Source organism: Streptomyces sp. NPDC020965 (assembly GCF_044333555.1).
Classification (GTDB): Bacteria; Actinomycetota; Actinomycetes; order Streptomycetales; family Streptomycetaceae; genus Streptomyces.
Genome location: NZ_JBIRRE010000011.1, coordinates 57809 through 82549, shown reverse-complemented (window position 1 = coordinate 82549; position 24741 = coordinate 57809). Strand labels below are relative to the sequence as shown.

Below are 24741 nucleotides of genomic sequence, written 5' to 3'. Positions count from 1 at the left end.
GGAAGTGCCGCCGCTTTGCTGAAAGATGAAGCGACTCAACGGCACATCACCATTCACCGAGGAGCCGTATATGCAGGAAACATCCGTGTGCCGCATCTGCGACGGAGAGGTCACTGAATTCATCGACTTCGGCAAGCAACCCCTGGCGGACCGTTTCGTCGCCCCCGGTTCCTCAGCGCCGGAGATGTTCTACCGGCTGGCGGTCGGGAGTTGCTCCACCTGCACGATGGTGCAGTTGCTGGAGGAGGTGCCGCGCGAGTCGATGTTCCACGAGGAGTACCCCTACCACTCCTCCGGCTCGTCCCGGATGCGGGAGCACTTCGCCGCCACGGCCCAGCGCTTCATAGACACCGAACTGACCGGACCCGACCCCTTCATAGTCGAACTCGGCTCCAATGACGGGATCATGCTCGGCACGGTGGCGAAGGCCGGCATCCGCCACCTCGGTGTGGAGCCGTCGGGCGGCGTCGCCGACCTCGCGGCGGCGCACGGCGTCCGGGTGCGGAAGGACTTCTTCGAGGAGTCCACGGCCGCCGACGTCCGGGCCACCGACGGGCCCGCGGACGTCATCTTCGCCGCGAACACCCTCAGCCACATCCCGTACATGGACTCGGTGCTGCGCGGTGTGACGACCCTGCTGGCGCCCAACGGGGTGTTCGTCTTCGAGGACCCGTACTTCGCCGACATAGTACGGAAGACGTCCTTCGACCAGATCTACGACGAGCACTTCTACTTCTTCACGGCGCGGTCGATCCAGGAGATGGCGGCCCGGAACGGCCTGGAGCTGGTCGATGTGGAGCGGCTCCCGGTCCACGGCGGAGAGGTCCGGTACACCCTGGCCCGCGCCGGTGCCCGGCAGCCGACCCCCGCGGTCGCCGACCTGCTCGCGGAGGAGAAGTCCGTACAGCTCACCGAGCGCCACACCCTGGAGGGTTTCCAGCGGTCGGTGCTCAAGACCCGGGACGACCTCGTCAAGCTGCTCCGCGAACTGCGGGACAGCGGAAAGGTGGTGGCGGGCTACGGCGCGACGGCGAAGAGCGCGACGGTGCTCAACTACTGCGGGATCGACTCCGACCTGATCTCGTACGTCAGTGACAGCACCCCGGCCAAGCAGGGTCGGGTGACGCCCGGTACGCACATTCCGGTCGTCTCCCCGGAGGCGTTCGCGGACGACTACCCCGACTACGCGGTCCTGTTCGCCTGGAACCACGCCGAGGAGATTCTGGCGAAGGAGGAGGCATTTCAGAAGGCGGGTGGTCGGTGGATCCGCTATGTCCCCGAGGTGCATCTCGCCTGAGCCGGGACGACCCGGACGGCCCCCGCCACCGGCGATGATCGCGCGCCCATCGGCGTGGCGCGGTCGTCGCCGGTGGTACAGCGCGTGCGGCGGGCCCCCGGCACACGCGGAGGCGCGGCGCCGTACGGGCGCCGCGCCTCCGTCCCTCCGGGCCCGCCGCACGGTGTGCCCCGGTGTGCCGGGTGCCGTCCGCCCAGATGCTCGATGCGGTACGGCGGGGTCCCGGAGCGCCCCGTACGCGCACCCCGCCCTCCCGCGACGCCCCCGCCGACGGCGCGGCGTCGGGCCCCCCGCCGGGGCGAACGGGAGGCGAACGGGAGGCGGACGAGGGCGGTGAGCGGGGTCGGCGCACGGAGGACCGGCCGGCGGGGGGCTCCGGATCCTCGACGACCACCTCGGCGCTGACCGGTGGACCGGCCCGCGCCGGGGGATCAGGAACCGTAGCCGGCGTCGCCGCTCTCCTCCTCGGTCATCAGCCGGGTGGCGTACGCGGTCAGGGCGTCGCGCGCGGCCCGCACCTCGGCGGCGAGCGGCCGGTCGGCCGTCAGCGGGGGCGAGCTGCGGGCGAGTTCGGCCCAGACGCCGTCGCCGGTGACGGACTTTCCGGTCATGGCCGCGTACTGGGTGACGCCGAGGCCGAGCGAACCGACGATCAGCCAGGCCAGCTCGACGGCCTCGCCGACGGAGTTGGCGCCGTTCAGCGCCATGGGTACGTGGTCCTGGTTCCAGCCGTTGGTGGGCAGCGCGGTGAGGCCCGCCGGGTAGACGAGCTGCCGGATGCGCGAGGTGAAGGAGGTGGCGCTGAGCTGGACACCGGCGAGCCCGCTGCCCCCGCCGGGGTTGGGGGTGAGCATGGGCGGCAGATCGCCGTTGGTCTGGGGGGCGCAGAGCAGGGCGAGCTGGCGGTCGGCGAGGAAGGCGATCTGCTGGAGGCAGAGTCCGATCTGGTCGGAGGCGAGGCCGACGGGCATCGCGTGGAAGTTGCCGGCGTGCAGGAACTCGCCCTCGAAGTAGACGGGGTTGTCGGTGCAGCCGGTGGCCTCGCGGACGAGGATGTCCTCCTGCGCGGCGAGCTGGTCGACGACGGCGCCGATGACCTGCGGGGCGCACCGCAGGCTGTACGGCTCCTGGAGGGGGCGGGCGGGGTCGCGCCGCTGGCCGTCGGGGAGACCCTCGCGGATCCAGCGGGCGGCGACGATCTGGCCGAGCTGGCCGCGGACGTGGCCGACACCGCGGTGGTACGCCTCCGGTCCGGCGCCGAGGAGTTCCACGGCGCGGGCGGTGAGCGCGGCGACGGCGCGGCAGAGCAGCATCACCTGGCGGTGGTTGATCATGGTGACGGCGAGGCCGACGCTGGTCCCGTTGACGAAGGCGAGGGCCTGGCGGGCCTGCCAGTCGACCGGGCTCGCGCCGATGGCCGCCAGGGCCTCGGCGGCCGGGCGGACGGTCCACTCCCCCGCGTCGTCGCGCAGCCACGCCTCGCCCTCGCCGGCGAGGGCGAGGGCGGCGTGGGCGAGTGGCTGTAGGTCACCGCTGGCGCTGACCGTGCCGTCGCGCGGGATGACGGGGGTGAAGCCCTTGTTCCACAGGTCGGCGAGACCGTCCCAGAATTCGGGGGCGACGGCCGAGTGGCCCTGCCGCATACTGTTCAGCCGTATCCAGAGCACGAGCCTGCTGACCTCGGGCGCCAGGGGTCCGCCCTGGCCGGTGGCGAGGTGGGCGATGAGTCCGGCGCCCTGTTCGGCGTGGGACTCGCTCGCGGAGTACAGGACGAGGGGGCCGAACCCCCGGGTGACGCCGTAGAGCTGCTCCTCTCCGGCCAGTACCCGGTTGAGCCCTTCGACCCCGGCCCGCATCCGCTCGGCTTCGAGGGGGCCGCACTTCTCCAATACGGCGTCGGCGCGGGCGGAGTGAAGGATGTCGACGAGGCGTTCCTTCGGCGACCCTACGGCCTCTGTGATCACGTGACTGCTCCTGCGTCTGTCGGAAACGGTGACCGGACCCGGCGCAGCTTGCCAGTGCCGGAGCGGTCCATCCGCCCGACAGCGGCCGGCCGGCGCACCGCCGCGGACGGACCCCCCGCGCCGGTGCGCGCGATCAGGACCCGTACGGAGGCGCTCTCGAGCAGCTCGCCGGTGCGGGACTGTCGGTCGGCCCGACCGGGGGGAAGCGACCGGGCAAGCCACATACCGTGGTCGATCAGCAGCGGATCAATAAGGCACCGAACGGTCCCCCCGGCGGCGGCGACATACTCGCCGGGCATTAAATTCCCGACCTTTTCGCTGAACCGTACGGGCGTCCCCAGTCATGGAAAGCGAATCGATTCCGGGCCCGTCGGTCAGGGTTCCTGGGGCGCGAGGTCCGAAGCGCGAACTCCGGCCGCTTTCCCCATCGTTTCGGCGACGCGTTGCAGTGCGCTTCTTTCACCGCCGAGGGCGCCCATTTCCATCTCCCCATTCTTTTGACCGGGAGCAGCGGAACCCCACTCGTGACCGAAACGCAGAGGCTTGTGTCCCGTGTCCCGCCGGCGGGACGGCGGCGGGACACGGGCCTCGGGTCGCGGGTCGGGCGGGATCAGGACACCGAGCCGACAGCCCCGGGGCCGCCCGACCCGCCACCCGGGGGGCCGAACCCCCGCGCGTAGCGGGCGGTGCACCGATCCGAGGAGGACACCCCCGCCCCACCGCCACCGCCAGTGATTCGGACCAATTGACTCCGCATATAACCGCACCGACGGGCGAACGTATGCATGTCAGACCCTGGCAGTTCTTACAGAAACGGCGCATTCCTTTCGCTGGACATCGCAGGTCCGCGTGCGGCAGACTGCCGAGAATACCCGGGCCGGACGGGTAATCAGCATGCTCGAACGGAGGTCACCGTGCCTGTCAAGTTAGGGGAAGAGGCAACTCCCCGCGCGATATCCATGTGGCACTCTCTTCCGCGAACGCCGCAATCCTCGAAAGCGAATACCGTCGCGGAAGTATCCCCGCCAGGGGCCACGAGATCCCCGCTCACCACCTGTCGCACATCACTCGACCTACCGGCCGATATGCCCATGGAACGGTGGAAGAGCGTGGGGAGGCATATCTTCGTCATCAACGACTCCTCCGGCTGGTGGCTCGGTGACTGGCTCATCTACGGCCAGTCCCACTACCCCGACCGCTACAAGGCCGCGGTCGCGGATACCGGCCTCAGCTATCAGACGCTGCGCAACTACGCCTGGACAGCGGGGCGGTTCCCGGTCGCCCGCCGCCACGGCCGCCTCAGCTTGCAGCACCACGCCGAGGTGGCCAGCCTGGCCGTACCGGAACAGGACCGCTGGCTCCGGCTGGCGGAGAGCTCCGGATGGTCCCGGAACGAACTGCGCGGACATCTCAGGGAGAGCCAGCGGCGGGCCCTCGTACCACCACCACCGCCCCGGCCGGCCGGGGTGACGTCCACGCCGCGCGGACCGGACGGCGCGATCCGGTTCCAGGTCTCCACCGAGCGAAGAACGCACTGGGAGAAGGCCGCGGCCAATCAGGGGCAGCACCTGGCCGAATGGATCGTCTCCGTGCTCGACAACTGCCTGCCTGCTCCGACCCCGTCCCCGTTGGTCCACGGAGGGAACGCCCGAGCATGACGATCAACGTATGGAACTACCTCGCGGAGTACGAGGCCGAGCGCGAGGAGATCCTCGACGCCGTCGACACCGTCTTCCGCTCCGGCCGGCTGATCCTCGGCCAACAGGTGACCGACTTCGAGAACGCCTTCGCCGAGTACCACGGTGTACCGCACTGCGTGGGCGTCGACAACGGAACCAACGCCATCGTCCTGGGCTTACGCGCCCTGGGCGTGGGCCGCGGTGACGAGGTCATCACCGTCTCCAACACCGCGGCCCCCACGGTGATCGCCATCGACGCCGTGGGCGCCACCCCGGTCTTCGTCGACATCGATCCGGACACCCTCCTGATGGACGTCGACCGAATACCGGACGCGATCACGGATCGCACCAGGTGCGTCATACCGGTCCATCTGTACGGGCAGTGCGTCGACATGGCCCCGCTCACGGAGCACGCGCGGACGCACGGACTGAAGGTCCTGGAGGACTGCGCCCAGGCCCACGGCGCCCGGCAGCACGGCAGACTGGCCGGGACGACGGGCGACGCGGCGGCCTTCTCCTTCTACCCCACCAAGGTGCTGGGGGCGTACGGCGACGCCGGAGCGACGATCACCACCGACCCGGAGGTCGACGCGGCGCTGCGCAGGCTGCGCTACTACGGCATGGAGGAGCGCTACTACGTCGAGTCCACCCCGGGTCACAACAGCCGGCTGGACGAGGTGCAGGCGGCGATACTGCGGCTCAAGCTGAAACGTCTCGACACCTATCTCGCGGCCCGGCGGGCCGTCGCCGACCGGTACGCCGAGGGGCTCGCCGGCACCGGTCTCGTGCTGCCCCCCGTGGCCCCGGGCAACGAGCACGTGTACTACCTCTACGTCGTGCGACACCCTCAGCGCGACAAGATCATCCATGAGCTGGGCAAGCGCGGTATCGCACTCAACGTCAGCTACCAGTGGCCCGTGCACACCATGAAGGGCTTCGCCCATCTCGGTCACGGACCGGGCGATCTGCCCGTGACGGAGGCGGCGGCGGGCGAGATCTTCTCCCTGCCGATGTACTCCTCGCTCTCCACCGCCGAACAGGACACCGTCATCGAGGCCCTCCGCGAGACCGTCGCCACGCTGTAGCGACGGCCCGCCCCCACCCCCCACTCCTCACACCCAGCGCTCCGGAGGTGCGTCATCGTCGGAACGGACGCCCGGGAGCGCGGCGCGTCGACGGCCGCCGACGCGACCGCGTCCGAAGGCTTCGCCGCCCGGCCGGCGGGGGGCGGCCGTCGGTCACCCCGGTCCCCTTCACCGGCCCCCGGCCGGGCCGGCGCTCCAGCCCTCGCTCCGGTCCGGCCGGCCCGCCGGTCCCGGCACGCCCCCCTGAACACCCCGTGAGCCGGTTCCCGGCATCTCTCCCGAACGGCACCGGCCGTACGCCCGGTCGGCCATCCCCCCATCTGATCGAGAGGATCCCGCCTTGCAGTGGAACGAGTTAGGGGTGCGTGGCGCGTTCGCCTTCACCCCGGACGTCTATCCCGACCGGCGCGGCCTGTTCGTCTCCCCGTTCCAGAACGGACCGTTCACCGAAGCGACCGGCCGGCCGCTCTTCCCGATCACCCTGACCGGACACAGCCGCAATCAGCGCGGCGTGGTGCGCGGGGTGCACTTCACCACCGCGCCCCCCGGCATGGCCACCTATGTCACCTGCTCCCGGGGCAGCGCCGTCGACATGGTGGTCGATCTGCGGGTGGGGTCGCCCACCTTCGGCCAGTGGGACTCCGTGGTGCTGGACTCGGAGAAGTTCCGCGCCGTGTACCTGCCGGTCGGAATGGGCCACGCCTTCCAGGCGCTGGAGGACACCACGGTGATCTCCTACCTGATGTCGGGGGGCTACGTACCCGAGCACGAGAAGGCGATCTCCGTCTTCGACCCGGCGCTCGCCCTCCCCCTGCGGGACGACATCCCGCCGATCCTCTCCGACCGGGACCGCGCGGCACCCACCCTCGCCGAGACCCGGGAACTGGGGCTGCTGCCCGACTACGCCGAATGTCTGCGGCTCGACGCGCTGCTCGGCCGGACCACCGCCCCCGGCGGCGCATGAGACCGGAATGCTCCGAACACGGGGGAGACCGATGTTGCCGACGGCGAGGGAGGCCGCGATGGATGAAGTACAGGGCTGGGCAGGGCTGGGCGGAGAGGAGCGACGGCCCCGGGTGACCGTACTCGGCGCCTCGGGGTTCCTCGGCTCCACCGTCGCCGCGATGCTGTCCCGCGCGCCCGTACGGCTGCGGCTCGTGTCCCGTCGCCCCGGCACGCTCCCGCCCGGCGGTGACGCCGACGTGGAGGTGGTGACGGCCGACCTCACCGACACCGCGCGGCTGGCGGAGGTCGTCGCCGACGCCGACGTGATCGTGCATCTGGTCTGTCACCGGTCCGGCGCCCAGGCGTGGCGCACCGGCGACGATCCCCTCAGCGAGCGGATCAACGTGGGCATGGTGCGCGATCTGGTCGAGGTGCTCCGCGCCCGCACCGGTGAGCCCCGGCCGGTCTGTGTCTTCGCCGGCTCCACCAGTCAGGTGGGGCTCGTCGCGTCCGACCGGGTCGACGGCACGGAGGAGGACAGACCGGCGAGCGGCTACGACCGGCACAAACTGACCGCGGAGCGGGCCCTGTTGGACGCCACCCGGGAGGGGGTGCTCCGGGCCGTCTCCCTGCGGCTGCCGACGGTGTTCGGGGAGTGCTCCACACCGACGGCCTCGGACGGTGGCGTGATCACCGCCATGGCCCGCCGCGCGCTCGCCGGGCAGCCGCTGACGGTCTGGCGTGACGGGGACATCGGGCGTGACCTGCTCCATGTCGAGGACGCGGCCCGCGCCCTGATCGCGGCGGTCGGCCATATCGACGAACTCGCCGGGCGGCACTGGCTGGTGGGCACCGGGCGGACCACCAGTCTCGCCGAACTCTTCTCGACGGTCGCGGAGATCACCTCGGAGCTGACGGAACGACCCCCGGTGCCGGTGATCACGGTGGAGCCGCCGGACCACGCCACCGCGGCGGACTTCCAGAGCTTCACCATCGATTCGTCGGCGTTCTGGAAGGTCACCGGCTGGGAGCCGAGGGTGCCGCAGCGCCAGGGGCTGGTACGGACCGTCGGCTTCCTGGCCCGCACGGCGGCGCCCGGCGGTCCGTCCGTCTGAACGGCCGCAGAGTCGTTCAGGGGGCGGCGACCCGTGTCCCGGGGCGTCGCCCCCTCCCGTCCCTCAGTGCCCCATACCCAGTCCGCCGTCGATGGGGATGACGGCACCGGTGAGACAGCCGGCGTCCGGCCCGGCCACGAACAGCACGGCACGGGCGACCTCCTCGACCGTGCCGGTCCGGCCCAGCGGAATGGCCCGCACCATCGCGGCCCGCCGGGCCTCCGGGATCGCCGCGCTCATGTCCGTGTCGATGAGACCGGGGGTCACGACATTCACGGTGATGTTCCGCGGGGCGAGTTCCCTGGCGAGTGAACGCCCGAATCCGATGAGCCCCGCCTTGGACGCCGAGTAATTTGCCTGCCCGGTCGCGCCGAGCATTCCGGAGACGGATGACACAAGGATGATGCGCCCGCCCCGGTTCTCCACCATCGGCGGCACGGCGCGCCTGGCGACCCGGAAGGCACCGGTGAGATTCGTGTCCAGCACGGTGGCGAATTCGGCCTCCGACATCACGGCGACCAGCCGGTCCGCCGCGATCCCGGCGTTGGCGACCAGCACCTCCACCGGCCCGTGCTCCGCCTCGACCTCCGTGAACGCCCGGTCGACCTGCCCGGCGTCGGTGACATCGCACCGGACGCCGAAGAGGCCGGGGGGCGGGGCGTCGGAGCGGTGGGTGATCGCGACCCGGTCCCCGGCCGCGGCCATGGCCCGGGCGACGGCCAGTCCGATTCCGCGATTTCCCCCGGTTATCAGAACGGACCGTGAGACGGCCACGGGCATTCGCTCCCCCATCGTCACCAGAGCGCTGAAACCGTGCGACGGCTCCCCTCCGCGCGGACGCCCGGAGAAGGCCCAGAGAAGCAGAGAGGCTTTACCGATTCAACCCCGGTGGGAGGGGCTCCGGGGGAACCACCAGCGGCGGGGGTCAGCGGTCCGCCTGGTCGGCGCGGCTCTCGATCAGCCGCTCGATGCCGTCGAGCAGCCGCTGGAGTCCGAAGTCGAACTGATCTCCCGCGTACGGAGTGGCGCCCTGCGACAGGGCCCGCCGAAGCGCCGGATAGCGGTCGAAGTCGACTAGCCGGCCGAGGGCGTCATCGCGCTGGCGGGTCTCCTCGACCCCCGGCACACCGGCGCCCCCGGGCGGCTGACCGCTGTCCAGCCGCAGCCGCGCGAGCCCCCGCACATACGCGTCCACCGACTCGACGGCGGCCAGCTTCTCCGGCTCGCTCAGTCCGGTCGCGTCGAAGACCCGCAGCGCCGAGTCGAGCCAGCGCAGCATGTTGGGGCCGGGCACCTGCTCGGCCCCGCGCAGTCGCAGCACCCAGGGGTGGAGCTGGATCTCCCGCCAGTCGTCATGGGCCCAGGACTCCAGCTTGGCGCGCCAGTCCCCCGGCCATTCGTGCGGCAGTACGGGTCCGGTGGCGACGGCGTCGAGCATCAGCGCCTCCAGCTCGGCCTTGCCGGGCAGATAGGTGTAGAGGGATGCGGTGCCGATGCCGAGCCGGGTCGCCACCCGGCGCATCGACAGCGCGGCCGCTCCCTCGGCCTCCACCAGCTCGATCGCGACGCGCACGATCCGGGTCAGGGTGAGCCCCCGCTCGGGGCCGCGGGAGCCGCGCCGCCCGTCCCTCCAGAGCAGCTCCAGAGCACGCTCCCGCGTGCCGGTCCCGATGGGCGCGTGTGCCATTGATAAGCCCCTGACCTGTCGTTCGACCATCTCTCGCCTGCGCACCGGCGGGAGGGCCGTTTCGCGCACCGTGCCCCCGGCGGGCGGCCTCCACCTGTCCGTGCCCGTACTTTCGCACTCGTACGTCCGCACCCGCGCTTTTGCGCAGCCGAAAAACTCAATATAACGTTCGGAGTTAGACGAACATCGTTCGGAGTTATGAGGTCTGAGCATGATCGGAGACATTCCGGTGTCAGCGGCGAAGGACCCGCGGACACGTCGCCGCCGCGAGGAGAACACCCTGCTGGCGGCCACCCTGACCCATGGGCCCACCGAGCTGATCGACTTCCTGCTCCCCCTCTGGGCCGGGGCGGCCATCGGCCTCAGCGCCACCGAGGTCGGCATTCTGCTCGCCGTGGAGATGGCCGTTTCGGTCGTCATGCGGCCCGTCGCCGGCATCCTCGCCGATACCTACGAACGCCGTAACGTGGCCGCGACCGGTGCCGTGCTCTACGCGCTCTCCGCCCTGGGCTACGCGCTCGCGGAGAGCGCGCCCCTCGCCTACGCGGCGGCCGCGGTCGGCGGGGCGGGCGGCGCGCTGCTCTGGGTCGCCGTCCGGGCGATCATCAGCGAGCGGCTCACGGAGGACTCCGCCGTCTTCCCCCGGCTGCTCGCCGCACAGGAGAACGGCTCCTGGATCGCCTTCCTCGTCGGCATGACCCTGATCAGCGCGATCGACTACCGGGGTGTCTTCCTGGCCTGCGCCGCCGCCTGCGTCGTCGCCGCGGTCCTGCTGCTGGTCTCCCCCCGCCGCGCGGTCCCCGAGAAGCGCGCCGACGAGGGCACGGCGGCGGCCGGGCTCGGCACCGTGGGCCGGAAGCTGCGGCCGATGCTCTTCGCCGTCGCCTTCACCATGACGGCCGAGGCCGCGATCTCCCTGCTGCTGGTGCTCCATCTCCAGCGCGGCTTCGATCTGGAGGTCCTGGAGGTCGCCTTCGTCTTCCTGCCCGGCGCCATCGCGATGAGCATGGCCGCCGAGCGGCTGCACACCTTCGTGGTCCGCTTCGGCCGGACCCGGGTGCTGACCTTCGCCTCGCTCTCCAGCGCGGCGTTCGCCGCCAACCTGGCGTGGGCGCCGCATCCGGTGGTGATCGCGGTGCTCTGGATTCTCAGCGGACTCGCCTGGGCGACCGTGATGCCGATCCAGCAGGCCGTGATCGCCGAGGCATCCGGCGAGCAGGCCGGCCGCGGCATGGGCGTGTACGAGTCGGCGAGCCTGCTGGGCGCGCTGGCCGGGTCGCTGGTGGCGGGCAAGCTCTACGACAGCGCGAACTGGACCGTCGCATGTCTGGTCGCGGCGGCAGCACTGTTGGCCGGGTCGGTGATCGTGCCCCGCTCCGTACGGAGCCTCGGCGTCGCCGACGTACCGCCCCCACCTCCGCCGAAAGCACCCGAAGAGCACAAGGCGCCGGAGGCACCCGAGCACCCCGGTCAAGCCGCTCCGAAGCCGGCCCCCGAGGCCGCTCCGAAGGCACCGCGCCGTCCCGTCAGGGAGCTGGGGGCCCGGCTGGCCGCGTTCGCCGTCGCCCAAGTGGTGCTGCTGATCCTCGGACTCTCCTGGATCGGGGACCTGGTCGCCGAGGGTTTCACCACCAGGCTGATCAATGGTGGCGGCCGGGAATCCGGCTTCGAGGGGATGGTCTACGGCACCGGCAAGATCTGGACCTTCATCGTGCTGGTGGACGTGTGCTGGTCCTGCGGCCTGCTGCTCGTGGCACGGGCCCGCCGCCGGGCGCCCGAGAGCGCGACCCCGGCGAAATCACCGCCGGACGGCGGGAGTTAGGCCGTTCCCGATGGATCAGGCTGGGTCAGCCCCGAGCCCCGCCAGCACGATCGCGCCCGGCAGCGCCGCGAACGCCTTGCCGGGCACGATCAGCTTTCCACGCCGCCGCCCGCTGCCGATGAGCACCCACGGGGTGTCCACGACGGCGGAGTCCACCAGCAGCGGCCAGTCGGCCGGCAGTCCGACGGGCGTGATTCCGCCGTGCTCCATCCCGGTCTCGCCGGTGGCGGTCTCCATAGCGGCGAATGACACCTTGCGGGCGCCGAGCTGTCTACGGACGGCACCGTTGACATCGACACGGGCACCGGAGAGCACCACACAGGCGGCGAGCGTGGTCACACCGCCCCGTTTGGCCGCCACGACGACACAGTTGGCGGACTGTTCGAGCAGCTCAAGGCCGTGTCGTTCGACGAAGACCGCGGTGTCCGCGATCTCCGGCTCGGTGTCGACATGGAGGAACCGTTCGGGGGAATCGGGGTCGTCCAGGTCGCGTACGGCGGCGGCGACCGGCGCGGGCAGCAGATCAAGGCGGTCGGCGGCGGGCCGGGCGTCGTCGAAGGTTCCGATGGGTGCGCGCATACGCGGCACGCTAACAGCGCCGCGACCGGGGGCACCCCACCGTCCCAGGGAGCGGGATCACCGGCCGCGGAGCGTCTGATGCAGCGCCGGGACCGAGACCGCCATCGTCATCTCGACCGGCTCGGCGCCGTCGTTGCGGTACCCGTGCGGCACCTGGGCCTCGAAGCTCGCCGAGGTCCCGGCAGGGACGGTGTACGCCTCCCCGTCGACGATGAGGGTGAGCTCCCCGGCGCTGACGTGGATCAGTTCGACCGTCCCCTCCGCATGCGCGTCGGATTCGCTGCTGTCGCCGGACATCAGCCGCCAGCCCCAGAGCTCCAGCGGACCGGGCTTCTCGGTGCCGATCAGCAGCCGGCCGGAGCTGCCGGTCGATGTGGACCACATCCGCACCGCCTGGTCAGGGGCGACCAGACGGACCTGTGCGCCCTGTTCGTAATCGAGGAGCGTGGTGATGCTGATGCCGAGGGCGTCGGCGAGCTTCACCGTGGTTCCGACGCTCGGATTGGTCCGGGCCTGCTCAATCTGGATGATCATGCCCCGGCTGACCCCCGCGCGAGCGGCGAGGGCGTCCAGGGTGAACGCCCGCTCACCGCGCCAGCGCTTGAGGTTCCGGGCGAGCGACTGGGTGAGCTGGTCGAGGTCCGACACATTCCATCCATGGAGTTAAATGACAGGGTCAAATGTTTTGCACTACGGCGTGCCGCACCCCACCGTTCGCCGCACTGTACTGCGAGGCCCCCCGGGGCCGGATCACTCCGGCGCCGCGATCCGGCCGTCCTCAGCCAGCTTCGCCAGCCCCACGAGCTGCTCGGGAGTGATGTCGTCCGGGATCGGCACCGGCGCTGGCGTACGGATCGGGGGCTGCCAGCCCCGCTCGGGGTCCCAGCTCCGGACGGTGCGCGCAGGGGCCCCGGCCACCACGGAGTGGTCGGCCACCTCACCCCGTACGACCGCACCCGCGGCGACCACCACATTCCGGCCGAGCCGCGCACCGGGAAGCACCACGGCGCCGGTACCCAGCCAGCAGCCGGGGCCGATCGTCACCGGCTCGGTGCGCGGCCACTGCTTGCCGACGGGCTGCGCCGGGTCGTCGTAACTGTGGTTGGTCGAGGTGATGTAGACGTACGGGCCGCAGTACGTGTCGGAGCCGATGATCACCCGGGTGTCGGCGATGACATGGCTGCCGCGGCCGAGGACGACGCCGTCCCCCAGGGTCAGGATCGGGTCGGGGCCCAGATCCAGACCGGGCATCATGCCGGCCGTCAGGGTGACCTGTTCGCCGATGACGCAGTGGTCACCCAGTTCGATCCACTCCTCGCCGAACACGGTGCCCTGCGGAAAGGCCAGCCGGGTGCCGGGCCCGATGGACCGGAAACGCAGCCGTCCGGGGTGCGCGGCGGTGACCGCACCCACCTCGCGGACCCAGTGCCAGCCACGGTGGACGGCGCGGCCGAGAACACCCCGCCACCAGACGGATGGCGATGAGAACGTGTTTCGGTTTCTGGGCACGCGCCCACGGTAGTCGGCGGGACATGGCCGGATCAGGGCAGTGAGCTGTGATGTTCACCCCACGGTCCGGTTGACCCGCGTCATCGGTCGAGATCGGGGCAGGTTGGACTTCAGATGGCTGAAAACAATCGCTCCAACACGCGGATTCGGACTCCTGTGCGCCGTTTTCACCGCTGCCGCCAGGGCACCCGGCGGCCGCCCCACCCCGCACGGCCCCCGACTTTGGGCAGTGTCCTTGAAGAAACACCCGCTTACCACGACCCCCGGAACCAGACGACGACTTCGGGACGAACTCCCCCGATCTGTGGGCTGCGGGCCCCGTGCGGACTCGCCGACTGCGGGGCGTGACTAGCATGAACGCCACATACACACGGAAGATCACCGTCAACTTGTCGGTGCCCCAGTCCACGTGTTCGGCCGACGCGGTGCCGGTCGGCCTGCCTGTTCTCCCCCGGACTAGAGCAGCGAGGGACCGCATGTCAGTGCCAGTCGCCCCCAAACCGCGCAGGATACGAACGTCACGGCCGTTGACCCTCGCCGTTCCGCTGATCTCGATGGCGGTGGCCGGGGCCGTCGGTGGCGCGGCGGTGATGGCGGCTCCCGGCGCCGCCCGCGTCTGGGTCGCGGCCACCGTCGCCGTCGCCTGGCTCTGCCTGGCCGCCACGGTCGCCGGCACCACGCTCAACGCCCGTCGACTGCGCGCCACCGCCATCGCAGCGGGGACCGAACTCCGCGCGGTGCAGGCCGAGTCGGCGCAGGCCGGCGCGGACTCCGCCCATCTCCTGAACGTCACCCTCCCGTCCGTGGTCAAGCGGTTGCGCGACGGTGAGAGCGCCGAGGCGACGCTCTCCGTCACCGCGCCACCCGCCGACCTGCGGCTGCGCAGGCTGCTCCAGTCGTTCGCCGGCGAACTGGCGGCGAGCGAGCGGCGGGCCAGGACCGCCGAGGTGGACAGCGCCAACGCCGTACGACAGCTCGCGCGGGCGGGCGGCGATCTCGACCGACTGACGACGGTCACCCTGCCCGCCGCCTTCGACCGACTGCGCGGCGGCGCCTCCGCCGACACCGCGCTCGCCGAACTGGAGCAGCCGTCCGATCAGCGACTGCGGGTGGCCCTCGACTCGATCGTGCGGGAGTTCGCCTTCAGCGAGCGGCGCGCGGCGGTGGCCCAGGGCGCGAGCACCAAGGTGCTGAGCCGGGTCCAGGCCAAGGCCGTCAGCATGCTCGCCGAGCTCCGCGAGATGCAGGATCGTCACGGCGAAGACGTGTTCGGGGATCTGCTGAGGCTCGATCACAACACCTCACAGCTCGGTCTGCTGACCGACCGGCTGGCGCTGTTGATGGGTGGCCGGGCGAGCCGGGCCTGGAACAAGCCGATCGGCATGGAGAGCATTCTGCGCGGCGCGGTCGGCCGGATCGCGTCCTACCAGCGCGTGCGACTCCACTCCTCCAGCACCGCGGCCGTCGCCGGTTACGCCGCCGAGGGCGTGATGCACCTGCTGGCCGAGCTGATGGACAACGCCGCCAACTTCTCGCCGCCGATCGACGAGGTCCACGTCTACGTCGAGGAGCGCACGGCCGGGCTGGTCATCACCATCGAGGACAGCGGTCTGAAGATGGCCGACGCCGCCATGCGGCGCGCGGAGGAGGCGGTGGCCGGGCGCTTCGACGACCTCGCCACCCTCCAGAGCACCCGGCTCGGGCTCGTCGTGGTCGGCAAGCTGGCCGCCAAGTACCACCTGAGCGTCAACTTCCGGCCCTCGTCGCGTGGCGGCACGGGTGTCGTGGTGCTCTTCCCGCCGCAGTTGCTGCACCAGCAGTCGGGGGTCAATGCCGTGGAGCCGCTGAGCCACCGTCCGGCCCTCGTCCCTGAGCAGTCCCAGCCGCTGCCGCAGGCCCCGGCCCTCCCGGCGACCCCGCCCCCTCCCGGGGGGCACTCCCCCACCGGTTCGGCGGCGCTCCCGGCACCGAACGGCCCCCAGCTGGCGACGCCCAACGGACTGCCCGTACGGCCCCCGGGGCGGACCATGGCCGCCGCCGACCGGGGCCGGCCTGATGCCGATGAGACGCCGGCGCCCCGGCCTCCCGACACCCCAGGCCGCGACGCCGGTACCCAGTTCGGCGCCTTCCACCGCGGGCGCCAGGGCCGGGGCGAGCAGCCCTCGGCGACGCCCGAGCCCTAGGTCGTGGCGATCTTGCCGGGCTGATCCTCGAAGATCGCCCGGACAGGACCTGGGCGCATTGCGCAAGTCCCGCCCGCCGTACCTCCGGGTACGCATCCCAGACAGGAGGCACGGGCCGGTGACCGGACCGTCCGGTATCACTCGCCCCACGCAGACCATGCAGACCACTGACAACAGCCTGACCTGGCTACTCGAAAGCCTTCTTGAGCGCACCCCGGGCACCCGGCACGCCCTGGTGCTCTCCCGGGACGGGCTGAAGCTGTGCTGGACACCTCATCTGACGCTCGACCAGGCCGACCAGCTCGCCGCGATCTGCTCGGGCATCCAGGCGCTGGCCCAGGGCGCGTCGGCCGAGTTCGGCAACGGCAGCGGCGGTGTCCGGCACTCGATGACCGAATTCCACGGTGGGCTGCTCTTCATCGTGGAGGCGGGCGCGGGCGCCCATCTGGCGGTCGTCGCCGCCGACGGAGCCGATCCGGGGGCCGTCGGACACCAGATGACGGAGCTGGTCGAACAGATCGGCGACCATCTGCGGGCCGAACCCCGCCAGTCGTCCCCGGAGAGCCCGCTCTCATGATCCGCCGCCCCGTGGACATGGGCGATCCCGACCGGCTCTACACCGTCACCGGCGGCCGCAGTCGCGCCAACGACGACAGCTTCGATCTGGTGACGCTGATCGTCAGTGAGTGCGACCCGTCCTCCGGCACCCAGTCGGAGCACGTACGGATCCTCGACCTCTGCCGGCACCCGATCGCGGTCGTGGAGATCTCGGCGGAGCTGAAGCTGCCGGTCACGGTGGTACGGATCCTGCTGGGCGATCTCCTGGCGATGGGGCGCATCACGGCCCGCCATCCACGGGCGGCCCGCTCGCTCGTGAACCTGCCCGACTCGGCCCTCTTGGAGGAGGTGCTCCATGGACTCCGTAACCTCTGAAACGACCGGCCGTACTCCGCTCGCCGACTCCGCCGAGACCGGACTGAAGATCGTGATCGTGGGCGGCTTCGGGGTGGGCAAGACGACCCTGGTGCGCTCGGTCAGCGAGATCCGTCCGCTGAACACCGAGGAGCTGATGACCCAGGCCGGTGTCGGTGTCGACGAGACCTACGGGCTCACCACCAAGACCACGACCACGGTGGCCTTCGACTTCGGCCGGATCAGCCTCAACGACCGGATGGTCCTGTACTTGTTCGGGGCACCGGGTCAGGAGAGGTTCTGGTTCCTCTGGGACCGGCTCTTCACCGGCACGCTCGGCGCCGTCGTCCTGGTCGACACCCGCCGGATGAGCGACTCCTGGTACGCCGTCGACCGGCTCGAACACCACCGGACGCCGTTCGTCGTGGCCGTGAACCGCTTCGACGACGACTCCGCCACCCATTCGCTTGACGAGATACGCCAGGCGCTAGCGCTGCCTGCCCATGTGCCGCTGATCGACTGCGACGCCCGGGTCCGCTCTTCCGGCAAGCACGTCCTGATCAGCCTTGTCGACCATCTGCACGCACTGGCCACGGCACGGGAGATGACCCCATGACCGAACTCACGGGACCCGAGACACCCGAAGCGATCCGCCACGGGAGCGCGCCGCCACCGGGCTGTCCCGCGCACGCGGGCGCCATTCCACTGTCCGGCCTGGAGTACCAGCAGAGCCCGTCGGAGCTGTACCGCACGCTGCGTCGGGAGCACGGCTCGGTGGCGCCGATCCTGCTCGACGGCGACATTCCGGCCTGGCTGGTGCTCGGTTACGCCGAGGTCACCTATGTGACCGCGCACGACGAGCTGTTCGCCCGGGACTCGCGGCGCTGGAACCAGTGGCCGGCGATCCCGGCGGACTGGCCGCTGATGCCGTTCGTCGGCTACCAGCAGTCCGTCCTGTTCACCGAGGGTTCGGAGCATCAGCGGCGGGCCGGGGTGATCACCCAGGCGCTGGAGTCGGTGGACCAGTTCGAACTGGCCGACTGGAGCCGGCGGATCGCCCAGCGGCTGATCGACGCGTTCGCCGGCAGCGGGCGGGCCGAGCTGATGTCCACGTACGCCCACGCACTGCCGATGCGGGCGGCCGTCCAGATGTGTGGGATGCCCGCGGGCAGCTCGGACACCGAGGAGCTGGTGCGCGACCTCCAGATCTCGCTCGACGCCCATGAGGGCGACGATCCGGTGGCCGCGTACATCCGGGTGCAGGAGCGCATCCAGCGGCTGGTCAAGGAGAAGCGCACCGCTCCGGGGCCGGACGTCACGTCCAGGATGTTGAGCCATCCGGCCGGGCTGACGGACGAGGAGATCGTCCAGGACCTGATCTCGGTGATCGCGGCGGCGCAGCAGCCGACGGCCAACTGGATCTGCAACACCCTGCGTCTGCTGCTGACCGACGACCGTTTCGCGCTCAATGTGTCCGGTGGCCGGCTCAGTGTCGGTCAGGCGCTCAATGAAGTGCTCTGGCTGGACACGCCCACCCAGAATTTCATCGGCCGGTGGGCGGTGCGGGACACTCAGCTCGGCGGCCGGCAGATCCGGGCCGGCGACTGTGTGGTGCTGGGTCTCGCGGCGGCCAACACCGATCCGCAGATCTGGCCCGAGGGACATGTCGGCGCGGAGAACTCCGCCCACCTCTCCTTCAGCAACGGCGAGCACCGCTGTCCCTATCCGGCGCCGCTGCTGGCCGATGTCATCGCCCGTACGGCGGTGGAGACCCTGCTGGAGCGGCTGCCGGACGTGGTGCTCGCAGTGGAGCCGGAGGAGTTGACCTGGCGCCCGTCGATCTGGATGCGGGGCCTCGCCGCCCTCCCGGTCCGATTCACCCCCGTCATCAGATGACCCCACCCGCCCCCGGGGCCCACTTCCGGGGGCGGACCACCCAGGCATCACTGCACGGTGGTCACGGGAGCAGGGGCGGGAGGGGGCGCCCCGGCCCCACCCGCGCACCCGCGCACCGCCCCCGTTCCCACCCGAGCAGCGCGCCGCTAAGCCGCCACAGGGGTGAACCGCACGGGCAGGGAGACCGGCCCCCGCGTGAACACGCCCTGCTCCGAAGGGGTGAAGCCGTCGGCGAACCGCATGTCCGGCATCGCGTCCAGCAGCAGGTTCACCCCGATCTCCACCTCGGCCCTGGCGAGCAGCGCCCCGACACAGAAGTGCCGCCCGAGCGCGAAGGCCAGATGGTCGGCGGCGGCGGAGAACGCGGTCGTCGCGGTGAGGTCGTCGCGGAAGATGTCGAACGCGTCGGGCTCCCGGTAACGCTCCTCGTCCCGGTTGGCCGCCCCGATCAGACAGGTGACGGTGGCGCCCGGCGGAATGGTCCCGCCGCTGACGGTCACCTCCGTCGCCGTCTGCCGCATGATCATGTGGACCGGCGGAGTGAACCGCAGGGTCTCCGCGAACGCCCGGTCGATCAGAGTGCGGTCCGCGCGGACCGCGGCGAGCTGCTCCGGGTGGGCGAGCAGATTGGCGAAGATGCCCGCTATGGCCTTGTCGGTGGTCTCGCCCCCGGCCGCGAGCAGCAGGCTACAGAACGCCTTGATGTCCTCGTCGCTCATCCGGACACCGTCGACCTCGGCGGCGCAGAGGGTGGAGAGCAGATCGTCGCCGAGGTGCTCGCGTCGGTGCTGAATGATCGGGACCATGTACTCGGCGAACTCCACCCGGGTGCGCTCACCGGCCGCCATGACCTCCGGGTCACCGGCGAGGTTGCCGAGGAAGGCGATGACATTGGTGTACCAGCCGTGGAACCGGGCGTGGTCGGCCTTGTCGAGGCCGAGCATGTCGGCGATGACATTGACGGGGAAGCGGGTGGCGAAGGCGTCGACGAGGTCGGCCTCGCCGGTGTGTCGGACGGCGTCGATGAGTTCGCGGGCGTTGCGCTCGATGACCGGCAGGAATTTCTCCTGGAGGTCGGTGCCCCGGAAGGCGGGGGCGACGAGCGCCCGTCGTACGGCGTGCTCGCGCCCGCTGAGTTGGAGGATCGTCCGGCCGTGGACGGGTTCGATCTGCCAACGGTAGTTGTCGGTGGTGTAGACGGCCGCCTTGTCCTTGAAGGCCCGTTCGACGTCGTCGTAGCGCGAGATCAGATAGCTCTTCGTCGGTTCGTGCCAGAGCAGCGGGGCGTGCTTCCGCATGGCGCGGTAGGCCGGATAGGGGTCGGCGGCGAACTCGGGCGAGAGAATGTCGGGAATGGGCAGGGTGGTGGACATGGACGCTCCCTCGACAGTGACGGACAACGCACACAAGGTTATTGATCGTTCATCAGCCAAGACAGACCGATCTTGGCCGAATCCGATTGTTCACGCCCCGCATGGGTTCCGCCAGGGACGTTCGACCCTCCTGAACGAGCCGCCCGAGTCCCACCCGAGTCCCACCCGGGCGTCGCGCCCACCCGAACGGCCCCCCGCCCAGGGCACTTCACTCCACCCGGACCGCGCCGCGGTGCCCCTCGGCCAGTTCCAGATACATGGCGGCATTGAGCCGGATACCCGCGCGCTCCTCCTCGGTCAGCTCACGCCTGACCTTCGCCGGAACGCCGGCGACGAGGGAGTTGGCGGGGACCCGCATCCCCTGCGGGACGAGGGCCTGCGCGGCGACGAGTGAACCGGCGCCGATGTGGGCGCCGTTGAGAACGGTGGCCCCCATCCCGATGAGCACATCGTCCTCGACGGTGCAGCCGTGGAGCACGGCATTGTGTCCGACGGTGACCCGTTCGCCCACCGTGACGGGGAAGCCGGGGTCGACATGGACGGTGCAGTTGTCCTGGATGTTGGTGTCGGCGCCGATGACGATGGGGCCGCAGTCGGCGCGCAGCACGGCGTGGTACCAGACGCTGGCACCTGGACCCAGGGTGACCTCACCGATCACCACAGAGGTCGGGGCGGTGAAGGCATCCGGTGCGATCTCCGGCTTCCGGCCGGCCACGCCCGCGATCCATGCCTCTGCCGTCATTGACGTCTCCTTCCGGCGCACGCCCCGTCGGCGCACGCCGGGCAGCCTATCCAGCGGGCGATCAGGAGTGCGGGCGCAGGGTCCAGACGACGGTCATCTCACCGGTCACGGCGTCGTCCGCGCGCTGGATGGCTATCCGCACGGGGAACTCCGGGCGCCGGCCGGCGTCCAGTTCGGCGACGACCTCGGCGATCGGTCGACCGAGGGTCGCCGTCGCGGTGACCTCACCCATCGCCAGCTTCTTGTAGCCGATTTCCGCCTTGACAGCGAGCGGTACGGCTCGGTTCATCTGGTCGCCGAAGGCGGCCATGACGACGGCGCCGCTGGCGGTCTCGGCGAGGGTGAACATGGCGCCGGCGTGGGGGCCGCCGAGGTGGTTGTGGTATTCGGGCTGGTCGGGCAGGCGCACCACCGCACGCTCGGCGGTGGTCTCCAGGAATTCCAGCTTGAGGGTGCCGGCCATGGGCACGGTGGCGGCGAGCAGCTCGCCGACGGTCATCTGTTCAGCGTCCATGACAGCGATGTTACCTATGGGTAGCTTCACTGGCCATAGCTGCCGCCGTCGCCCCGGAGAGCCCCACGCGTCCCGGCCGAGTGCCCCACGCGTCCCGACCGTCGCTCCGGCACCTCTATCGTTACTCGCCATGTGGCCAGGACAGCAGCAGCCCGGGGGCGAGAACCCGCAGCAGCAGAACCCGTACCAGCAACCGGGGTACCACCAGCCGAACCCCTATCAGCAACCGGGGTATCAGCAGCCCGATCCGTACCAACAGCCGGGCCAACAGCCGGGCCAACAGCAGCCCGGGTACCAGCAACCGACCGCCCCGCAGTACGTCGTCCACGGGCAGCCGCCCGGTCCACCGCAGCCCCCGGGCGGTGGCGACGACAAGAGGCGGACGGTGATCGTCGCGGTCGTCGCCGCCACGGCGGTCGTCGCCACGGCCGTGATCACCGGCGTCGTGGTCCTCAAGGACGACGACAAGGGCACGTCCGACGAAGGCGCGAAGAGCACGGTCTCGGGGACTCCCAGCGCGCCGCCGTCGTCGGGCGGCGCCGCCCCGGCGCCGTCGGGGAATCCGCGCGCCGCCGACGAGGCGCGCCCGACGATCGCGGGCTGGAAGGTCGTCACCAACCCCCGGCACGGCACCCGGTTCGACGTGCCCGCCGACTGGGAGGTCGCCGCTTCCGGCGTGAACACCGGCTTCGAGGACAAGAAGAAGGGGGACGGCACCCCCGTCAACACCATGTCGGCACCGGCCCACTTCAAGAGCGCCTGGTGCACCGTCGACTCCAACAAGGACGGCCGGGACGAGAAGCACGGTCTGGCCAGCGCCGGCACCAAGGGCGCCAAGGGCGCCAAGGACACCGGGACCGCCGCCTTCAACGAAGCGGGCTCCTGGGCCTGGGCCGCCTATGCCCAGACCGAACCCAAGGGCACGGTCAAGGTCGCCAAGGCCACCCCGTACACCACGAAGTCCGGACTGGTCGGCAGCGTGTCGACGGCCACCGCGACCGGCGTGCGGAAGACGACGAAGTGCGACACCGACGGCAAGGCGATCGCCTTCACCTTCAAGGACGCCAAGGGCGACTTCCGGACCTGGGCGCTGTACGCCAACAAGGGCGTCCCGGACGAGGTGCCGGAGACCACGGTGCGGCGGATCCTCAGCACCGTACGGCTGGCGGACAGCCCCACCGGCTGACCTGAAGGAGTCGCTGACCGCGTTTTTCGTTTGGCAGGACCCCCCGGCGGCGGGATAGTCCCGTGGTGACCAATCCCGCCGCACCGAAACGCCGCCGACCCGAGTGGGCAGGCCGGAACTACACACTGCTGACCGTCGCCGCGGTCGCCACCAATCTCGGCAGCCACGGCGCGCTGATCGCGGCGGCGTTCGCGGTGCTGGAGACCGGTGGTGACACCGGCGACGTGGGGCTGGTGGCGGCGGCCAGGACCGCACCGCTCGTCCTCTTCCTCCTGATCGGCGGCGCGGTCGCCGACCGGCTGCCACGACACCGGGTGATGGTCGCCGCCAACGCCCTCAACTGCGTGTCACAGGGGGTGTTCGCGGCCCTCGTCCTGACGGGCGAACCGCAGTTGTGGCAGATGATGCTGCTGACCGCACTCGGCGGCACCGGACAGGCGTTCTTCAACCCCGCGGCCGAGGGGATGCTGCTCTCCAGCGTCACCGGTGAACAGGCCAGCCGGGCCTTCGCCCTCTTCCGGATGGCCACCCACGGCGCGGCCATCGGCGGAGCCGCGCTGGGCGGGGCGATGATCGCGGCCATGGGCCCCGGCTGGGTGCTCGCGGTGGACGCGGCGGCCTTCGCCGCGGCGGGCGCCCTCCGGGCCTTCCTCGACGTCAGCCACATCCGACCGCGGGAACCCGGCGGCGGGCTGCTCTCCGATCTGCGCGAGGGCTGGCAGGAGTTCATCGGCAGACCGTGGCTGTGGTCCATCGTCCTCCAGTTCTCGGTGGTCGTCGCCGTCACCGGTGCAGCCGAGGGGGTGTACGGGCCCCTGGTGGCCCGGGACGAACTCGGCGGCGCGGCCCCCTGGGGCATAGCCCTCGCCGCGTACGGGGTGGGCACCCTGCTGGGCGCCGTCCTGATGTTCCGCTGGAAACCCCGGCGGCTGCTGCTCGCCGGGTCGCTCTGCGTCTTCCCGCTCGCCGGAATTCCCGCCGCGCTCGCGATACCCCTGCCCGTGGTGCCCCTGTCCGCGGTCCTACTGCTGAGCGGGGTGGCGATCGAGGTGTTCGGCGTCGCCTGGATGACCGCACTGCACCAGGAGATCCCCGAGGAGATGCTCTCCCGCGTCTCCGCCTACGACTGGTTCGGGTCGGTGGCGATGCTGCCGATGGCGATGGCCGCCGCCGGTCCGGTCGAGAACCTGTTCGGGCGGCGCGAGGCGCTCTGGGGGTGCGCGGCGCTGGTGGTCGTGGTGACGGCGGCGGTGCTGCTCGTCCCCGACGTACGGAACCTGACCCGGCGCACCAGGGAGGTCGGCACATCGGCCGGGCGCGGGGACTCAGCCGATGCCGAAGGCCCCGTCGGGCGGCTCGGGTGACGGCAGCGCGGCACTGTCCGCCACCGGTACCGCCGCCCCGATCAGCCGGGCCAGTGACGCGCCGTGCACGACCCGCGCGGGAAACGGGTCCGCGGCGGCCCTACGGGCCAGCGCCTCGGTGTCCAGCGGCGCGTGCGAGGCGACCAACAGGGTGTTGCCGAAGCGACGGCCGCGCAGCACGGCCGGTTCGGCGATCACCAGGAGTTCCCCGAAGACCGTGGCGAAACCGGCCAACTGGGAGCGGAGGAAGGTGAAGGGCGCGCTGTCGGCGAGGTTGGCGGCGTACACCCCGCCGGGGCGCACCACCCGCTCCGCAGCGCGCGCGTACTCGACCGAGGTGAGCTGGGCGGGGACCCGGGAGCCGCCGAAGACGTCCGCGATGACGACGTCCGCCGAATCGGCGGGCGCCGCCTCGACCCATGCGCGGGCGTCGGCGGCGGCCACCTCGATGCCGGCATCGGCGGCCAGCGGCAGCCGCTCCAGAACCAGCGCGATCAGCTCACGGTCGGCCTCCACGACCCGCTGCCGTGAACCCGGCCGGGTCGCGGCGGTGTACCGGGGCAGCGTGAGCGCCCCGCCACCGAGGTGGGTCACATCGAGCGGGGCGCCGTCGGCGGCGTGGCAGTCGATGACATGGGCGAGCCGCCGCGCGTACTCGAACTCCAGATGGGTGGGGTCGTCCAGATCGACGTACGACTGGGGCGCGCCGTCGACGGTGAGCAGCCAGGCCCGCTCCCGATCGATATCGGGCATGAGCTTGGCGGTGCCGGAGGCGACGGTTCGGGTCACGGGTACGGGGTCGTCCACGGGTCCATTGTGCGGCCGGCCACGGTGCCGGCCCGTCCCCGGTATCCGGCACCGCTGCCGGCCGGTGGAGACCCTGTCGCGG

Annotated in this window: 23 protein-coding genes; 13 read left to right on the top strand and 10 right to left on the bottom strand. The window is 71.1% G+C overall.

Translation table 11 applies throughout. From position 1 onward, the window contains the following. Positions 1-70: 70 nt before the first annotated feature. Positions 71-1297, top strand: coding sequence for a methyltransferase domain-containing protein (locus ACH4S7_RS29295; protein WP_398524341.1), 1227 nt, complete (start codon positions 71-73; stop codon positions 1295-1297). Between the two features lie 431 nt (positions 1298-1728). Here the strand turns inward: ACH4S7_RS29295 and ACH4S7_RS29290 are convergent, their stop codons facing one another. Then, positions 1729-3261, bottom strand: a complete 1533-nt coding sequence (locus ACH4S7_RS29290; RefSeq protein ID WP_398524340.1) for an aromatic amino acid lyase — start codon at positions 3259-3261, stop codon at positions 1729-1731. Positions 3262-4370: 1109 nt separating this feature from the next. Here ACH4S7_RS29290 and ACH4S7_RS29285 point away from each other — a divergent pair. The 4 genes from ACH4S7_RS29285 to ACH4S7_RS29270 all read left to right on the top strand — a co-directional run bounded on the left by ACH4S7_RS29285 (position 4371) and on the right by ACH4S7_RS29270 (position 8085). Further along, positions 4371-4919 (top strand): LmbU family transcriptional regulator, encoded by a 549-nt coding sequence (locus ACH4S7_RS29285; RefSeq protein WP_398524339.1) that lies wholly within the window; start codon positions 4371-4373, stop codon positions 4917-4919. Further along, the gene (locus tag ACH4S7_RS29280; protein WP_398524338.1) at positions 4916-6025 is read left to right on the top strand and encodes a DegT/DnrJ/EryC1/StrS family aminotransferase; all 1110 of its coding nucleotides are present in this window, start codon (positions 4916-4918) and stop codon (positions 6023-6025) included. The genes ACH4S7_RS29285 and ACH4S7_RS29280 overlap by 4 nt, the downstream gene beginning before the upstream one ends. 340 nt (positions 6026-6365) lie before the next feature. Continuing rightward, positions 6366-6989 carry a dTDP-4-dehydrorhamnose 3,5-epimerase family protein gene (locus tag ACH4S7_RS29275; protein WP_398524337.1) on the top strand — a complete coding sequence of 208 codons (624 nt, stop codon included), beginning with the start codon at positions 6366-6368 and terminating at the stop codon, positions 6987-6989. Positions 6990-7047: 58 nt separating this feature from the next. After that, entirely contained in the window at positions 7048-8085 is a 1038-nt protein-coding gene (locus ACH4S7_RS29270; RefSeq protein WP_398524336.1) for an NAD-dependent epimerase/dehydratase family protein, read from the top strand. A gap of 63 nt (positions 8086-8148) precedes the next feature. Here ACH4S7_RS29270 and fabG read toward each other — a convergent pair whose 3' ends face one another. Together fabG and ACH4S7_RS29260 are read right to left on the bottom strand one after the other, a co-directional pair. Further along, positions 8149-8859, bottom strand: coding sequence for a 3-oxoacyl-ACP reductase FabG (gene fabG, locus ACH4S7_RS29265; RefSeq protein ID WP_398524335.1), 711 nt, complete (start codon positions 8857-8859; stop codon positions 8149-8151). 151 nt (positions 8860-9010) lie between these two features. Then, the gene (locus tag ACH4S7_RS29260; RefSeq protein ID WP_398524334.1) at positions 9011-9772 is read right to left on the bottom strand and encodes a TetR/AcrR family transcriptional regulator; all 762 of its coding nucleotides are present in this window, start codon (positions 9770-9772) and stop codon (positions 9011-9013) included. A gap of 211 nt (positions 9773-9983) precedes the next feature. Here ACH4S7_RS29260 and ACH4S7_RS29255 point away from each other — a divergent pair, with 211 nt between their 5' ends. Continuing rightward, positions 9984-11594 (top strand): MFS transporter, encoded by a 1611-nt coding sequence (locus ACH4S7_RS29255; protein WP_398524333.1) that lies wholly within the window; start codon positions 9984-9986, stop codon positions 11592-11594. A gap of 15 nt (positions 11595-11609) precedes the next feature. On the opposite strand, the gene ACH4S7_RS29250 is transcribed toward ACH4S7_RS29255, so the two are convergent. From ACH4S7_RS29250 to ACH4S7_RS29240, 3 genes are all read right to left on the bottom strand, one after another. Further along, the gene (locus tag ACH4S7_RS29250) at positions 11610-12173 is read right to left on the bottom strand and encodes a YbaK/EbsC family protein (RefSeq protein WP_398524332.1); all 564 of its coding nucleotides are present in this window, start codon (positions 12171-12173) and stop codon (positions 11610-11612) included. 57 nt (positions 12174-12230) lie between these two features. Then, complete coding sequence (locus tag ACH4S7_RS29245; protein ID WP_398524331.1) at positions 12231-12821, bottom strand: helix-turn-helix domain-containing protein; 591 nt, start codon at positions 12819-12821, stop codon at positions 12231-12233. A gap of 102 nt (positions 12822-12923) precedes the next feature. Continuing rightward, complete coding sequence (locus ACH4S7_RS29240; protein ID WP_398524330.1) at positions 12924-13682, bottom strand: acyltransferase; 759 nt, start codon at positions 13680-13682, stop codon at positions 12924-12926. 476 nt (positions 13683-14158) lie between these two features. Between ACH4S7_RS29240 and ACH4S7_RS29235 the strand changes: the two genes are divergently transcribed. The 5 genes from ACH4S7_RS29235 (at position 14159) to ACH4S7_RS29215 (ending at position 18673) form a co-directional block, all read left to right on the top strand. Continuing rightward, positions 14159-15865 (top strand): ATP-binding protein, encoded by a 1707-nt coding sequence (locus ACH4S7_RS29235; RefSeq protein WP_398524329.1) that lies wholly within the window; start codon positions 14159-14161, stop codon positions 15863-15865. Between the two features lie 157 nt (positions 15866-16022). After that, complete coding sequence (locus ACH4S7_RS29230; RefSeq protein WP_398524328.1) at positions 16023-16442, top strand: roadblock/LC7 domain-containing protein; 420 nt, start codon at positions 16023-16025, stop codon at positions 16440-16442. Further along, positions 16439-16798, top strand: coding sequence for a DUF742 domain-containing protein (locus ACH4S7_RS29225; protein WP_398524327.1), 360 nt, complete (start codon positions 16439-16441; stop codon positions 16796-16798). Before ACH4S7_RS29230 ends, ACH4S7_RS29225 begins: the two co-directional genes overlap by 4 nt. Next, complete coding sequence (locus ACH4S7_RS29220) at positions 16779-17393, top strand: GTP-binding protein (RefSeq protein WP_398524326.1); 615 nt, start codon at positions 16779-16781, stop codon at positions 17391-17393. Before ACH4S7_RS29225 ends, ACH4S7_RS29220 begins: the two co-directional genes overlap by 20 nt. After that, positions 17390-18673, top strand: coding sequence for a cytochrome P450 (locus tag ACH4S7_RS29215; protein WP_398524325.1), 1284 nt, complete (start codon positions 17390-17392; stop codon positions 18671-18673). Before ACH4S7_RS29220 ends, ACH4S7_RS29215 begins: the two co-directional genes overlap by 4 nt. Positions 18674-18819: 146 nt before the next feature. Here ACH4S7_RS29215 and ACH4S7_RS29210 read toward each other — a convergent pair whose 3' ends face one another. The 3 genes from ACH4S7_RS29210 to ACH4S7_RS29200 form a co-directional block, all read right to left on the bottom strand. Further along, positions 18820-20046, bottom strand: a complete 1227-nt coding sequence (locus ACH4S7_RS29210; RefSeq protein WP_398524324.1) for a cytochrome P450 — start codon at positions 20044-20046, stop codon at positions 18820-18822. Between the two features lie 208 nt (positions 20047-20254). Then, the gene (locus ACH4S7_RS29205) at positions 20255-20788 is read right to left on the bottom strand and encodes a gamma carbonic anhydrase family protein (RefSeq protein WP_398524323.1); all 534 of its coding nucleotides are present in this window, start codon (positions 20786-20788) and stop codon (positions 20255-20257) included. 61 nt (positions 20789-20849) lie between these two features. After that, positions 20850-21287, bottom strand: a complete 438-nt coding sequence (locus ACH4S7_RS29200; protein ID WP_398524477.1) for a DUF4442 domain-containing protein — start codon at positions 21285-21287, stop codon at positions 20850-20852. Between the two features lie 145 nt (positions 21288-21432). On the opposite strand from ACH4S7_RS29200, the gene ACH4S7_RS29195 reads away from it, so the two are divergent. Both ACH4S7_RS29195 and ACH4S7_RS29190 read left to right on the top strand, forming a co-directional pair. Continuing rightward, complete coding sequence (locus tag ACH4S7_RS29195) at positions 21433-22488, top strand: hypothetical protein (protein WP_398524322.1); 1056 nt, start codon at positions 21433-21435, stop codon at positions 22486-22488. Positions 22489-22553: 65 nt separating this feature from the next. Further along, positions 22554-23852, top strand: a complete 1299-nt coding sequence (locus tag ACH4S7_RS29190) for an MFS transporter (RefSeq protein WP_398524321.1) — start codon at positions 22554-22556, stop codon at positions 23850-23852. Here the strand turns inward: ACH4S7_RS29190 and ACH4S7_RS29185 are convergent. After that, entirely contained in the window at positions 23814-24659 is an 846-nt protein-coding gene (locus ACH4S7_RS29185) for a spermidine synthase (protein WP_398524320.1), read from the bottom strand. The two genes, ACH4S7_RS29190 and ACH4S7_RS29185, sit on opposite strands and share 39 nt — an antisense overlap. Positions 24660-24741 lie beyond the last annotated feature (82 nt).